Genomic DNA, 15172 nt, shown 5'->3' on the forward strand with positions numbered 1-15172 from the left:
TTTTCAATCGCATAAAGCAATTCCGCAGGCTTGCAACACGGTATGAAAAATTGGATAGAAACTTCCTTTCCTTCATCAATCTTGTATTTGCTTACCTTTGGATTTATTGAATGTTAACAGCCCCTAGAACTTATTTCATAAATAGGGATGAGTTCTATATAAAGTGAATCTTCAATAAAAAAATGGCGCATATGATATATGCGCCATTTTTCATTGCTGCAGCAAGAACGAATTACAAGATTTCGCTCGCGTGATCGGCGAGGCGGGAACGTTCGCCACGCGCCAGTGTGACGTGGCCGCTATGCGCCCAGCCTTTGAAACGATCAACCACATAGGTCAGACCACTGGAGCCTTCGGTCAGATATGGTGTATCGATCTGCGCAATATTACCCAGGCAGATGATCTTGGTGCCAGGGCCGGCACGTGTCACCAGGGTCTTGACCTGTTTCGGCGTCAGATTCTGTGCTTCATCGATGATCAGGAACTTGTTGACGAAGGTACGACCGCGCATGAAGTTCAGAGACTTGATCTTGATCTTCGAACGTATCAGGTCCTGCGTTGCGGCACGACCCCAGTCACCAGCATCATTGTCTGACTTGTTGAGCACTTCGAGGTTGTCATCAAAGGCACCCATCCACGGCGACATTTTTTCTTCTTCAGTACCCGGCAGGAAACCGATATCTTCACCTACCGGCACCGTGACACGAGTGACGATGATTTCATTGTAGGTTTTGGTTTCCAATACCTGTGCCAGGCCTGCTGCCAATGCCAGCAAGGTCTTGCCGGTACCGGCCTGACCCAGCAGCGTGACGAAATCGCATTCTGGATCCATCAACAGATTCAGTGCAAAATTTTGTTCGCGATTGCGTGAGGTAATGCCCCAGACGCTGTGCTTGATATGACCGTAATCACGCAAGGTTTGCAGCACGGCTGTCTTGCCATTGATCTGCCTGACCTGACCATAGAAAGACGCTTCACCATTCTTGGGTTCGAGGTAGACAAACTGATTCACCAGCAGCGAAGGAATGACCGGTCCGGTGATGCGGTAGAACGTTGTGCTTAGGCCGTTGCGGTTTTCTTGCCAGGTTTCTATACCCTTGCCATGCTTGTTCCAGAAATCATCGGGCAATTGCACGATGCCGGAATACAGCAGGTCGGAATCTTCCAGCACATGATCATTGAAATAGTCTTCTGCCGGCAAGCCCATGGCACGCGCCTTGATGCGCATATTGATATCTTTTGATACCAATACCACAGGGCGACCTGGCATTTCTTTTTCAAGTGCAGTGACGACGCCCAGGATCTGATTGTCTGCCTTGCCTTTGGGCAGGCCTACCGGCAATTCACCGGATTGCAACTTGGTCTGGAAGTACAGATGCCCTTTGGCATCCTTGTTGCCCAGTTTGGACAGCAAGATCCCTTTTTCGATGTCGTGATGGTCGATATCACCCACCAGTGCATCCAGCGAACGGGATACCTGGCGTGCATTACGCGCCACTTCCGACATGCCTTTTTTATGATCATCCAGCTCTTCGAGTGTGATCATGGGCAGGTAGATATCATGTTCTTCAAAGCGGAACAGTGATGAAGGGTCATGCATCAGTACATTGGTATCCAGCACAAACAATTTTTTGACACCGGATTTGTCCGCAGCACGGCTGGTGCCGGATTTAACGCGGTTGTCCGGCAACTTGCTCTTGGCAGCGGCTGCCGGGGCAGCTTTTGCACTGACAACTGGCGCCGGTCTTTCGGCAACGACAGGTCTGGCAACTGCGATGGGCGTAACTGTTGTTTTCTTTCTTTGAGGAGCCTGAACAGCTTCTACCGTTTTGATTTTCTCAGGCACGGTGGATTTTATTGTTTTGGCTGGTTTGCCTTTTTCTGCTTTGGGATAATCTTTAGGCGAAAGCAGTGCTGCTGGTTTGGTCGGCATTTTTGGCAATGGCATGAAAACCTCAATCAAAAAGTGAGAGCTGAAAAGTTAAAAGCCGCTAAGGACATACCAGCATTGCTGCTGGCACTGTCTTTCGCGGCTTTTATCAAGAGTAATTCTGGAGAGTTCAATTAAGTTTGGGCGCTCACAAATTCGAGTACTTCATCAACGTGTCCTGCTACTTTGACTCCACGCCATTCTTTCACTAATTTACCGTTGCCGTCAATCACAAATGTGCTGCGTTCTATGCCACGTACCTGCTTGCCGTACATGTTTTTCATTTTCATGACGTTGAACAGGGCACATAAAGTCTCATCCGGATCGGAAATCAGATCAAAGGGCAGAGCCAGCTTGCTCTTGAAACCCTCGTGCGAGCGCAGGCTGTCACGGCTGATACCAAATACTTCGGTATTCGCCTGTTGTAATTGCGCATGCAGATCACGGAAAGCGATGCTTTCCGTTGTGCAGCCAGGAGTGTTGTCTTTTGGGTAAAAATAAATGACGATCTTTTTACCCAGATAGTCAGTTAATTGAAACGTTTTGCCGCCTGTCATGGCAGCGGAAAATTCTGGTACCTGGCAATTTAGTGCAGAGGGGGTGTCAGCCACTGTCATCTCCTTGGTTAGGGGTGGAGAAATGTTGCTGACAGACTAGATCAGGGCGACCAATTCTCCGGAACGACCTGGCAAGCTTGCCCATGACAATGGGCGTACTGGTAACTCACTATCCTTGATGGACTGGTAATAGTCCGCCATGGAGATGCATCGGTATCCCTGCTTGTGCCAGCCTGTCAGCAATTCCTCGAATATGGGGGCAAGTTTCTGTCCTTCAAGCTCTGCATGCAGAGTAAATACATGATCTTTTGGAATTGCCGTCAATTGAAGTATGTTAGCAGCGATATTTGACTCGGAAATGACAAGTCCGTTAATGTCGCGTCCCAGCAACTCATCAAGAGTAGGCAGGGTGGTCGGCATCTGTATGCAGGACCGGACGGAAGCTTCAGTTTGCAATCGATAGGGGCCAGCAGCCGGGTCTTGCAGACTGCCATCATCTTTCAGCATGGCGCGTCCGTCCGACGCATACTGCATGCCAAACTGGTCGAGTTGGGCAAAAGCATGCGAATTCATTTGCCAGCCGGCGGCACCATGTGTTTTGGGCGTATCGCCAAAAATCTGCTGGAAGCGCTGATGTGCCTGCTGCATCTGATCGCGCGTCCATTCCAGCCCGCGCTGGCGTACATTGTCTTGCCAGACCACGTGATCCCAGGTGTGTATGCCACATTCGAAGCCAGCATCGCGCACAGCCTGCATTTCTTTCGTGCAACTACCTATATCTGGTGCGGGCAGTAATACGCCGTACATCAGGGTTTTCAGGCCATAGTGCTCAAGTACCGAGGTGCGGGAGACCTTTTGAAAAAAACCGGGGCGAAAAGCACGGCGCAAGGCCCAGCCAGTGTGATCCTTCCCGAGAGAAAACAGGAAAGTTGCACCAGCCTGGTGTTTTTTCAGCAGGCGTACCAGATTGGGTACGCCTTCCCGGGTGCCGCGAAAGGTATCGACGTCGATCTTGAGAACGATGGTAGGCATGTAGTACTGGCTTAGTCCATCAGGGCGCGTGCTTCGGCTACCTGGCTGCGATAGGCATCGAAAATATTGCGCATGGTGTCTGGCATGGTAGTCACCGGTTTCCAGCCCAGTTCTTCGCAGGTATTGGTGATTTTAGGTACACGGTTTTGTACATCCTGATAACCTTTGCCATAGTAGGCAGCCGAAGTGGTTTCAGTCAGGGAGACTTTTTTCGCCGTTTCTGCGTATTCAGGATATTCAGCCGCCAGATCCAGCATCATGTGTGCCAGTTCACGGATGGAGAAATTATTGGTCGGGTTGCCAATGTTGTAGATCTTGCCGGTGGCTACGCCATCCTTATTGTCGATAATGCGCATCAGTGCATCGATGCCGTCGTCGATATAAGTGAAAGCACGTTTTTGCGCGCCGCCATCTACCAGGGAAATGTTTTCACCGCGGACGATATGACCAAAGAATTGCGTCACTACGCGTGAGCTGCCTTCTTTTGGTGTATGGATATTGTCCAGGCCGGCACCGATCCAGTTGAAAGGGCGGAACAGGGTGAAGTTCAGGCCTTCCATGCCATAACCCCAGATCACGCGGTCCATCAACTGTTTGGCACAGGAATAAATCCAGCGTGGTTTGTTGATAGGGCCGCAGATCAGTTCGGATTCTTCCGGATCAAATTCTTCGTCATGGCACATGCCATACACTTCAGACGTGGATGGGAACACCAGATGTTTGCCATACTTGGCAGCGGAACGCACGATAGGCAGGTTGGCTTCAAAGTCGAGCTCAAACACCCGCAGCGGCTGTTTTACATAAGTGGATGGTGTGGCAATCGCTACCAGTGGCAGGATGACGTCACATTTCTTGACATGGTATTCCACCCATTCTTTATTGATGGTGATGTCACCTTCAAAGAAATGCATGCGTGGATGATTGATCATGTCGCCCAAACGCTCGGTTTGCATGTCCATGCCATACACTTCCCAATCTGTGGTTTCCAGGATGCGCTTGGACAGATGGTGACCGATAAAACCGTTCACGCCGAGTATCAGGACTTTTTTCATAGTGAGTTCTTCTTAAGTAAATGTTGCTTGTCAGTTCAGAATTGGCAATTACTGCACTTATGCAGCCGATGACAAATGGGCTGCCAGTTCTTGCGCGGCAATGACTTTGTCGTTCATTAACAATTCAATAATGTGCAATGCACGACCATCGCCGCACACGCCAAGGACGACATTATCCACCACATGTAAGCCTGTCGGCAAATTTGCCGCATCGCCATGGAATAATCGTGCCTTTCCTATCACAAACCGCTGGCCTGCCTGCTCGGTAAATGCGCCAGGGTAGGGCGGTGCCACTGCACGATGCAGGTTGTAGACTTGCTGGGCAGTTTGCTGCCAGTTGATGCGGCCATCTTCTGGCTTGCGGCCACCAAAATAGCTGCCTGCAGACAAATCATTCGGCAAGGTCTTGAAATCGCCCGCTACCAGACTGGGCAGGGCACTCCACAAACATTGCTCAGCGGCCACGGTCAGCTTGCCAAATACTTCATACGCCGTGTCGTCTGGCAAAATCGGGACAGCAGTCTGGGCAAGAATGGCACCGGCATCCGGTTTCAGCGCCATTTCATGCAGTGTGGCACCGGTTTCGGTTTCGCCATGCAATACTGCCCAGTTGACTGGCACACGGCCACGGTATTTGGGTAGCAACGAACCATGGAGATTGTAGGCGCCACGCTTGGCCAGCGCCAATACATCCAGCGGCAGCATGTGGCGGTAGTAAAAGCTGAAGATGAAATCCGGGGCTATTTCAGCCACTTGCGCCTTCAATTCAGGTGCTTTGGGATCATCCGGGGTAATGCAGGGTATGCCTTGCTCGTGGCATAAATCAGCGACCGACTCAAACCAGATGGTCTCTGCCGGGTTATCCTGGTGGCTGACCACCAGTTTGATCTGTATGCCGCGTGCCAGCAAGGTCTTGATACAGCGCACGCCAACACTGTGATAGGCGAACACCACTGCGCTGGCAGGGGAATGAGGTGTATTCATGTGATCTTCCTCAGTTCGCGTCAGGCAAATCGGCACTGGATTGTTCCAGTATGGTCTGCACCACATAACGCGGACGGCCACGCACCTGCTGATAGATGCGACCAACGTATTCACCCAGCAAGCCTATGCCAAACAAAATCACACCCATCATGAAAAAGGCGATCGCAAACAGGGTGAACAAACCTTCCGCTTCTGCTCCAAGTACAAAACGGCGTATCAGCAAGAGCAACACCAGGCCGCCCGAGAGGACAGACAAGACCATGCCCAGCATGGAAAACCATTGCAGCGGCATGATGGAAAAACCGGTCATCAGATCAAAGTTCAGGCGTATCAGGCTGTAAATCGAATACTTTGATTCGCCGGCAGAACGCTCTTCATGCTCGACCGTGATTTCGGTAGGCTTGCGGGCGAAGGTGTAGGCCAGCGCAGGCACGAAGGTATTCACTTCGCTGCACTGGTTGATCAGGTTGATGACATTGCGACCATAGGCACGTAGCATATTGCCCTGATCGGTAATTTTGATGCGGGTTATCTTTTCGCGGAAGCGGTTCATGGCTTTCGACGCATAGGTGCGCCACGCCGAATCCTGGCGCTTGCGTCGTATGGAACCGACATAGTCATAACCTTCGCGCATTTTATCGACCAGTGCGCCAATTTCTTCCGGCGGGTTTTGCAGATCGGCATCCAGCGTCACTACGATCTCACCTCGGGTTGCTTCAAAACCGGCCAAAATCGCCATGTGCTGGCCATAATTGCCGTTGAAAAGCACCACGCGCGTCACATCCGGGCGCAGGCGATACTGGTCTGCCAGCAAGGCAGGCGTGTTATCACGGCTGCCATCATTGATGAATACCACCTCATAGGTGATACCGCGTGCGGCAAGATTGTCTAGCGCTGGATACAACCTAGCAAACAGCTTGGCCAGGCCAGCTTCTTCGTTGTAGACGGGAATGACAACAGAGAGTTCGGGTTTCATTGGTATTGTTTTGACCGATTTCAAAGAAGGCAGGATTTTACCGCAGACACGACCCTTTCGACATCTTCCGTATTCATTGCCGGGAATAATGGCAAAGTAACAATCTGTTTTCCTACACGTTCAGCAATCGGGAACATGCCATCGGTAAAGCCGCGCTGACGGTACATGCTGAACAGGTGGATGGCACGATAGTGATAACCCAGGCCGATTTGCTTGTCCAGCATTTGCTGCATGAAATGGGCGCGATTCACGCTTTCCGGCAATACTACGTGGAACATATGCCAGTTGCTGTTTTCAAAATCGGCGATGGGCAGTTCTGCGCCTGTTGCTTGTTCGAAGTCATTACCGAAGCTGGTAAAGTAATGTTTTGCCAGCGCTGCACGCCTGGCATTGAATTCTGCCAGATGCTTCATTTGCCCCAGGCCTATGGCGGCGGCGATATCGGTCATATTGTATTTACCACCCAGCACGTCCACATCGATACCGTCCAGACCACTGCGCGTCACACCTTGCAGGCGATATTTTTCAGCCTGGCGCGCTTCTTCCGCATTATTTAGTACCAGGCAACCACCTTCGCCGGTCATGATGTTTTTGTTGACCTGAAAGCTGAACGAGGCAAAGTCACCAAACGAGCCGATGCGCTTGCCTTTCCAACTTGAACCTATGGCTTGTGCGGCATCTTCGATTACACGCAATTTGTATTTGTCGGCAATGGCATACAACTTGTCCATGTCGCAGGGCAGACCGCACATGTGAACCGGGATGATGGCCCTGGTGCGTGGTGTAATGGCCGCTTCAAGTTTGTCCAGATCGATATTATGCGTTTTTGCATCAATGTCGGCAAACACAGGGGTTGCCCCGGTTTCTATGATGACATTGGCAGTCGCCACCCAGGAATTGGGGGTGGTGATGACTTCATCACCAGCGCCTATGCCAGCGATACGCAGGGCGATTTCCATGGTACAGGTGCCAGAATTAAAGGTACGTACAGGACGGCCACCAAAATACTCAGACAATTGCTCTTCCAGCGCCTTTACCTTGGGGCCGCTGGTCAGCCAGCCAGAACGCAATACCTCTGCGACCGCAGCGATGGTTTCTTCATCAATGCTGGGTTTGGTAAAAGGCAGAAATGTGGGCGCGTCACTCATGGTGATCCTTTCTATACTGTGCGTAAATATATTATTCTTTTGGAATGTTGTGCGTCTATGCTTTGTATATTGGCATAGTATCTATTTGGGTGTGACCAGGTTGGCGACGATAACGCGCCTTGGGTCCTGGCCTATCACCCGCATGGGGAAACCGGTGTTCTTCAAGTCTTCATAAATGTCGGTGCGCAATATGGCTACTGCCGGCTGGCCTTTATCCTGATGTGATTGCCATTTTTTGATGAAATCCTCGCGCTTGGGTATCCATAATTGCTTTTCTTGAATTAGCCCGAATTCCATTTCATCTGGAAACTCAACCAGTATCGTGGTGCGCTCAAGATAAAACGGCAAAGCTTGTTCATACCGGCCCACCGCATACAAGGGGGTGGCAGGATCTTTCAGTTCTGCACGCATGGCTGACAAATGCGCCGTGCCGGCAATGTATTTGCCCCATGGATCATGTCCCTGGAAGGCAATCTGGCCAAGCAGGTAACCCGCGCTTGCAATGGTGATGATGGCCCAGTCTTTTCCTGTCTCACCCCTGCGCAACAGCAACCAGGCCCCTATGCCACCAGCAATGGCGATCAGGCAAGTCGCTACCAGCCATGGTGCGAAATCGTGATACAGCGGGATGTCATAGGCTTGCTTTACAGGATCGAGATTACCCAGGAAGTAAGCAAGAGCGCCAAGGCCTGCGATGCCGATCAGTATCAAAAGCGCGGCGCTGATTTTTACTGATTTATTGCCTACAGCCTCGATATGAACTGCGATCAACAATGCCAGGGCAGGGAAAATAGGCAGGATATAACCAGGTAATTTGGAGCCGGATATGCTGAAAAAGAAAAACAGGAATGCGGACCAGATCAACAGCATCTTGCGTGGCTGGAATTGCCCGGCAGCTTCACCCAGACCAGTTTTCAAACCTTGTAGCAGCATGCCTATCCAGGGAATGATGCCCAGAATTAGCAAGGGGATGAAATAATGCCATGCCCCGCCACGCTTGTGGACATCACTGGTAAAACGGTCAAAATGTTCGTGGATGAAGAAAAAATGTGGATGTTCCGGATTTCTTAAGGCAATCAAGATAAACCATGGGGCCGTCACAGCAAAGAACAGGATCAGGCCCTTGCCCATATGCAGGCGCGTCCATAAGCCCAGATCGCGTGTCCATATCGTGTACAAGACCAGTACGGCGCCAGGCAAGACAAAACCGATCAGGCCCTTGGACATGGTGGCCAGCGCCATGCCCAGCCAGCATACCAGCATGGCATTTCTTTCCGTCGTGCTGCCTTTGCTGGCATGCTGCGCGACCAGCAAGCCGCATAGGCTTAAAGTCATCATGCCGGACAGGCCCATGTCGAGGGAATTGACATGACCCATGCCTGCCCAGTAAAAACTGGAACCCAGTACCAGCGCGGCGCTGATGCCTATGCGAAAGCTGAATACCTTGCTGCCGGTATAGGCCACTGCGGCCACACCCAGCAGGCCGCACACACCTGTCCACAGGCGTGCCTGCCAGTCACCCAGGCCAAACAGCGCGAAGGTGAGGGCATTCATCCAGTTTTGCAGTGGTGGCTTTTCAAAATACTTGATGCCATTCAGGCGCAGGGTAATCCAGTCACCCGTGGCCAGCATTTCACGTGCCATTTCGGCATAGCGGCCTTCATCGGTGGGTACCAGGGTGCGTGACCCCAGCATATACAGCCAGATAGCCAGAAAGGCCAGGGCAATTGCCCACAGAGTACGCGGTGAATCATAAGGGGATTGTTTCATGCGGATTCCATAATCAGGGCCAGGGCGACTTTACGGCCTTCGGCCATGAGGATGTTGTAGGTCCGGCAGGCTGCCTGGTTGTCCATGCATTCCACGCCTATGCGTCTGGCGGCCAGTGCGGCTGTCAGTTTAGGGTGAATAAAACGCTGGCGGTTGCCGGTGCCGAGTATGACTACATCTGGTTCGGTCGCTTCGATTTGGGCGAAATCGGCTGCATTGAGCTGGTCAAAGCTCTGTGCCGACCATGCCTGCGGTTTGCTTTCGGGCAGCACAATCAGGCTGTAGTTGTAGCTGATCGCATTGATTTCCACACTGTGTTTGTCATAAGCAGTGATGGTCTGGTATTGCTGAGTGGCGGTGGAATGCAACTTCATCTATATGGCTCTATAGTTTAGGGCTGGAATAAGTGGCGCATTGTAACGTTTTTTACGCGGCTTCATGTGATGGGCTGTGTTGGCTAAGGTTCTACACTTACTTTCCATACTTGCTTTTCATGCTTACCAGACAGGCTAACTTGACAGACTCACTTGCCACTCCATGCGTCCCAGCCGACACGGGTGATTTTGGCTATGGTCAAATCTCTGGAGGTATGGGGGGCCGTACTGTCTGTTAAAAAAACTGCCACCGCCATATGATTGCCATTGGGTAAGGTAACGATGCCAACATCGTTGTGGGCTGCGGTAAATCCATTCCGGGTACCGGAAGTGCCGGTCTTGTGGGCGACGATGGTTTCTGCCGGCAATAAACCCTTGATGCGGGCCGGGCTGCTATCGGTTTCCTGCATCCATTTCATCAGCAAATCGCGGCTTTTAGGGCTCAGGCCCTTGCCTTGCTGGAAAACTTGCAAGAGTTTGATCATGGCCTTGGGTGTGGCTGAATTGCGGTACTGGATAGTCCAGTTTTTGCCCATTTCTTTTTCTGTATCGACTACCTTGATGTCGTGTATGCCCAGTTGCTCCAGATATTGCATGACTATCGCCGGCCCGCCCAAGACGCGCAGCAAGACATCGCTGGCTGTGCCATCGCTGTCAACAATGGCGTGGCGCAGGAGCTTCCGCAGCGGCATGTCAATGTTTCCCTGTGGATGTTCATCACGTATGGGGCTGTGCTGGCGTTCGCCAACCAGATCTTCAGACGTGATGGTCACTTTCTGGTCAAGTTTGAGCTTGTGCTGATCAACTGCCGCCAGGGTAGCCATAACGATGGGAAATTTATACACACTTTGCATAGGGGCAGGCGCATCTGGGAAGAGCCACAGGCTTTGCCCGGTTTCCAGCACCAGCAGGCTGGCGCAGAGTTTGCCGCCACTGTCCATCGCGATGGCTTCGAGCACATTTTGTGCCGTCGCCATGCCAGGGTACACCAGTAAAAGGCTGACGGACATCATCAGGGAAGCAAGCATTTTTTTCATGGGTATGATCTTTTTATTCAGGCAATACTGTAAAGGCAGGCAAACACGTTACACTTTTGTTTCTGGTTTTATTTTGGAGACACTGTGCTGTAGTAACGTAACAACGTAACAGATTCTGTATTAATGCAATATTAATTTCATAACGATGATGAAGTTATCATTGATAAAAACCGGCGCTTTGTGCAGAATGGAACGTTCGGCAGTGCAGCATTTTCTGTATTGCGGCTTAATCAGGACAATTCAAGTGGTTTTCGGCCAAAAACGCGATTTGAGCGTGACGCCAGAGCAACTTGCTGGATGTCCTGTGAATATTATCAAGGATTGCAGCGGTGCGACCTATACAAAAATCACAAAAATTAGCAGACGTTTGTTATGACATCCGTGGCCCCGTCATGGAAAAAGCCAAACAGATGGAGGACGAGGGACACAAGATCATCAAGCTGAACATCGGCAATCTGGCCGTTTTCAACTTTGATCCGCCTGACGAAATCGTGCAGGATATGATACGCAACATGCAAAATGCCGCCGGGTATACCGACTCCAAAGGCATGTTTGCACCGCGTAAAGCCATCATGCACTACACGCAGGAAAAACATATCCGTGGCGTGACCATCGAAGATATTTACATCGGCAATGGTGCTTCTGAACTCATCGTCATGGGCATGAATGCCTTGCTCAACAGCGGCGATGAAGTGCTGGTGCCTGCACCTGATTACCCTTTGTGGACAGCCGCAGTCAGTCTGTCTGGCGGTAAGCCCGTGCATTATGTCTGCGATGAATCGGCCGACTGGATGCCCGACATTGACGACATCAAAAGCAAGATTACGCCAAACACCCGCGCTATCGTGGTCATCAACCCGAACAATCCTACCGGTGCACTGTACCCGGTAGAGATTTTGCAGCAGATAGTAGAAGTGGCACGCCAGCATCAACTGATCGTCTTTGCCGATGAAATTTACGACAAGACCCTGTATGACGGCGAAGAACATACCTCAATCGCTTCGCTGGCGGATGATGTGCTGTTTCTGACCCTGAACGGGCTGTCGAAAAATTACCGTTCTTGCGGTTACCGCGCCGGCTGGATGGTGGTATCCGGTGAAAAACGCCATGCAAAAGATTATATCGAAGGCCTGAACATGCTGGCATCGATGCGTTTGTGTGCCAATGCCCCTGGTCAGTTTGCCATTCAGACGGCCCTCGGCGGCTACCAGAGTATCAATGATCTGGTAGGTCCTGGCGGACGGCTGTTGAAACAGCGTGACCTGGCCCACAAGCTGTTAACAAGTATTCCTGGTGTAAGCTGCGTCAAACCCAAGGCTGCACTGTATATGTTTCCAAAACTGGACCCCTTGATGTACCCGATCAAGGATGACCAGGAATTTATCCATGAACTGCTGACCGAGCAGCGCGTGTTACTGGTACAGGGAACGGGATTCAACTGGATCAATCCCGACCATTTCCGTGTCGTGTTCTTACCCAACACGGATGATCTGACTGAAGCCTTCGGACGTATTGCGCATTTCCTTGAAGGATATCGACGACGTCACGGCACCAATTAATGGGATAGGCGCAAAACAGTGGTCAAGGTTTTGCCCAAGTCCTGATTAACATCCATTTATTGTTTAGAAATCATATGAAACCCATCAAAGTAGGCCTGTTAGGCATAGGCACCGTCGGCTCCGGCACTTTTAACGTCTTGAAGCGTAATCAGTTAGAGATTACGCGTCGCGCAGGTCGCTCGATTGAGATTGCCATGGTGGCAGACCTGAATGTTGAGCGGGCGCGCGAATTGACCAATGGTGAATGCGAAGTGGTAAGCGATGCCAATCTGGTTGTCACCAATCCGGATATCGATATCGTCATCGAACTCATCGGTGGCTATGGCATCGCCAAAGACCTGGTATTGAAAGCCATCGCCAACGGCAAGCACGTGGTTACCGCCAACAAGGCTTTACTGGCTACTCACGGCAATGAAATTTTTAAAGCAGCGCAAGAAAAGTCAGTCATGCTGGCGTTTGAAGCGGCGGTTGCTGGCGGCATCCCCATCATCAAGGCTTTGCGTGAAGGTTTGACTGCCAACCGCATACAGTGGATCGCCGGCATCATCAACGGCACCACCAACTTTATCCTGTCGGAAATGCGTGACAAGGGCCTGGATTTTGCAACCGTGCTGAAACAGGCGCAAGAACTGGGTTATGCCGAAGCCGATCCTACCTTTGATATCGAAGGCGTGGATGCTGCACACAAGGCTACCATCATGGCCTCGATTGCGTATGGTATCCCCATGCAGTTTGACAAAGCCCATGTCGAAGGCATCACCAAGTTGCAGGCCAGCGACATCCGTTATGCAGAAGAACTTGGTTATCGCATCAAATTGCTGGGTATCAGCAAGCGCACTGATGCAGGTATCGAGCTGCGCGTACACCCTACGCTGATCCCGGAAAAACGACTGATCGCCAATGTAGAAGGCGCGATGAACGCCGTACTGGTGCAGGGTGATGCCGTAGGTGCCACCCTGTATTATGGCAAAGGTGCAGGTTCCGAACCAACGGCATCGGCCGTGATTGCCGATCTGGTGGATATCACGCGTCTGGCAACAGCCGACCCGGAACACCGGGTTCCTTACCTGGCATTCCAGCCACATTCCCTGAGTGATTTGCCGGTGTTACCGATGTCAGAAATCGTCACCAGCTATTACCTGCGCATGCATGTTGCTGACAAGCCTGGTGTACTGGCCGATGTCACCCGCATTCTGGCTGATTTGACGATTTCTATCGATGCCATGCTGCAAAAAGAACCGGCAGAGGGCGAAACACAGACCGACATCATCATCCTGACGCATCAGACCAAAGAGAAAAATATCGTCGCGGCGATAGAAAAAATCGAAAAACTTGATGCTGTGTTTGGTGCAGTCACCAAATTACGACTTGAAGAGTTGAGCTGATAGTATTTGCCAACAGTCGTGCATGGCTGTTAGCGTATTCTGTCAAAACGGCGTGACCATGAAATAATGGTTACGCCGTTTTCTTTTCCTGATTGGATGACATGAAAAATCTTTCGCTGTCCCATTTGCTTGCCTACGCCCTGTTTGGTTTTCCACTGGCGATGGTGGCTCTGCCTATTTATGTATACGTCCCGCAATTTTATGCCGACCGTTTTGGCATGTCGCTGACCATGATAGGGACAGCCTTGTTGCTGACCCGGGTAATGGATGCTTTCATTGACCCTTACATAGGCAAGTTGATAGACCGTCGTCCGCACGGGCGTGGTTTTGCCCCCTATATTGTGGTGGCGCTCCCCTTGTTGATAGTAGGGTTTATTGGCTTGTTTCATCCGCCTTTGGCTATTCGGAATCTGTCCTTTGGCTGGTTTTTCGTCACGCTGATCATCGTTTATTCCGGCTTCAGCATCGCCAGTATTGCGCATCAGAGTTGGGGCGCTGCATTAACCCAGGAGCCAGGGCAAAGGGTCCGGCTGACTGCTTTTCGTGAAGCTTTCGGCTTGTGTGGTGTCATTGTCACTGCGCTGATCACCCAATTTGGCAATGCCAGTGTATTGGCAGCGGTGTTGACGCTGGCCTTGCTGGCAACGGGGTGGTTGCTGACGAAAAAGACACCGGCCATTATCAGAAACCAGGCAGCAAAGCATCACTCTTTGAAGCTGAAAGAATTATTTTCTGACCGCTGTTTTCGCGCCTTGTTTTCGGTGTTTGTGATGAATGGTATTGCCGCAGCTATACCAGCAACCCTGTTTTTATTTTTTGCCAGAGACAGATTGCAGATCGCCCATTTGTCCGGCATCCTGCTTTTGCTGTATTTTGTGGCGGCGGCGCTATCCATGCCGTTGTGGGCCTATCTGGCAAAAAAACAGGGAGAGGTGAGGGCGTGGCTGATGGCCATGCTCTTGTCCATCGCCAGTTTCATGTGCGTGGTTGGTTTGGGGGCGGGTGACAGCCTGGCATTTTCAATTATCTGCATTTTTTCGGGAATGAGCCTGGGTGCTGACCTGGCTTTGCCGCCTGCCATTCTGGCGGGTGTGATTCACGCTGCGGGGCATAGTGAAAAAAACGAGGCGAGTTATTTTGGCGTCTGGAACTGGGCAACAAAAATGAATCTTGCTCTTGCTGCCGGCCTGTCCTTGCCCTTGCTGGAATTTTTGGGGTATGTGCCAGGTGTCAGTACACCAAGAGGTTTACAGGCATTGACCATCGCTTATGCGGTATTACCCTGCATATTGAAATTGATCGCCGCCGTTCTCCTATGGCGGGCTCCATTGCGAAAAGTCTGAAGCATGTGCCGGTAGCTTCAGCCGT

Annotated in this window: 13 protein-coding genes; 3 read left to right on the forward strand and 10 right to left on the reverse strand. The window is 51.2% G+C overall.

Translation table 11 applies throughout. The features are described 5' to 3' along the window. Positions 1-232: 232 nt before the first annotated feature. From ACO0LK_RS21900 to bla, 10 genes are all read right to left on the reverse strand, one after another. The gene (locus ACO0LK_RS21900) at positions 233-1948 is read right to left on the reverse strand and encodes a PhoH family protein (RefSeq protein ID WP_422978833.1); all 1716 of its coding nucleotides are present in this window, start codon (positions 1946-1948) and stop codon (positions 233-235) included. 116 nt (positions 1949-2064) lie between these two features. Then, positions 2065-2541: a peroxiredoxin gene (locus ACO0LK_RS21905; protein WP_422978835.1), complete on the reverse strand. Its 477-nt coding sequence runs from the start codon at positions 2539-2541 to the stop codon at positions 2065-2067. 42 nt (positions 2542-2583) lie between these two features. Next, the gene (locus ACO0LK_RS21910; protein ID WP_422978837.1) at positions 2584-3519 is read right to left on the reverse strand and encodes a polysaccharide deacetylase family protein; all 936 of its coding nucleotides are present in this window, start codon (positions 3517-3519) and stop codon (positions 2584-2586) included. Between the two features lie 11 nt (positions 3520-3530). Continuing rightward, positions 3531-4571 (reverse strand): bifunctional UDP-4-keto-pentose/UDP-xylose synthase, encoded by a 1041-nt coding sequence (locus ACO0LK_RS21915; RefSeq protein WP_186945178.1) that lies wholly within the window; start codon positions 4569-4571, stop codon positions 3531-3533. A gap of 57 nt (positions 4572-4628) precedes the next feature. Then, the gene (locus tag ACO0LK_RS21920) at positions 4629-5555 is read right to left on the reverse strand and encodes a formyltransferase (RefSeq protein WP_422978839.1); all 927 of its coding nucleotides are present in this window, start codon (positions 5553-5555) and stop codon (positions 4629-4631) included. A 10-nt stretch (positions 5556-5565) separates the two neighbouring features. Continuing rightward, positions 5566-6531 (reverse strand): glycosyltransferase, encoded by a 966-nt coding sequence (locus ACO0LK_RS21925; RefSeq protein WP_186945176.1) that lies wholly within the window; start codon positions 6529-6531, stop codon positions 5566-5568. 20 nt (positions 6532-6551) lie between these two features. Then, positions 6552-7679, reverse strand: coding sequence for a DegT/DnrJ/EryC1/StrS family aminotransferase (locus ACO0LK_RS21930; RefSeq protein WP_422978842.1), 1128 nt, complete (start codon positions 7677-7679; stop codon positions 6552-6554). A gap of 81 nt (positions 7680-7760) precedes the next feature. After that, positions 7761-9449 (reverse strand): glycosyltransferase family 39 protein, encoded by a 1689-nt coding sequence (locus tag ACO0LK_RS21935; RefSeq protein WP_422978844.1) that lies wholly within the window; start codon positions 9447-9449, stop codon positions 7761-7763. Beyond that, the gene (locus tag ACO0LK_RS21940; protein WP_422978846.1) at positions 9446-9823 is read right to left on the reverse strand and encodes an Mth938-like domain-containing protein; all 378 of its coding nucleotides are present in this window, start codon (positions 9821-9823) and stop codon (positions 9446-9448) included. The genes ACO0LK_RS21935 and ACO0LK_RS21940 overlap by 4 nt, the downstream gene beginning before the upstream one ends. A gap of 149 nt (positions 9824-9972) precedes the next feature. Continuing rightward, positions 9973-10860, reverse strand: coding sequence for a class A beta-lactamase (gene bla / locus ACO0LK_RS21945; RefSeq protein WP_422978848.1), 888 nt, complete (start codon positions 10858-10860; stop codon positions 9973-9975). A 329-nt stretch (positions 10861-11189) separates the two neighbouring features. On the opposite strand from bla, the gene ACO0LK_RS21950 reads away from it, so the two are divergent. The 3 genes from ACO0LK_RS21950 to ACO0LK_RS21960 all read left to right on the forward strand — a co-directional run bounded on the left by ACO0LK_RS21950 (position 11190) and on the right by ACO0LK_RS21960 (position 15147). Continuing rightward, the gene (locus tag ACO0LK_RS21950) at positions 11190-12419 is read left to right on the forward strand and encodes a pyridoxal phosphate-dependent aminotransferase (protein WP_186945172.1); all 1230 of its coding nucleotides are present in this window, start codon (positions 11190-11192) and stop codon (positions 12417-12419) included. Between the two features lie 74 nt (positions 12420-12493). Further along, on the forward strand, positions 12494-13804 hold the full coding sequence (locus ACO0LK_RS21955; protein ID WP_422978850.1) for a homoserine dehydrogenase: 1311 nt from the start codon (positions 12494-12496) through the stop codon (positions 13802-13804). Between the two features lie 101 nt (positions 13805-13905). After that, positions 13906-15147 (forward strand): MFS transporter, encoded by a 1242-nt coding sequence (locus ACO0LK_RS21960; RefSeq protein ID WP_422978852.1) that lies wholly within the window; start codon positions 13906-13908, stop codon positions 15145-15147. The last annotated feature ends 25 nt before the right edge of the window (positions 15148-15172 follow it).

The organism is Undibacterium sp. Ji49W, from assembly GCF_049340205.1.
GTDB lineage: Bacteria > Pseudomonadota > Gammaproteobacteria > Burkholderiales > Burkholderiaceae_D > Undibacterium.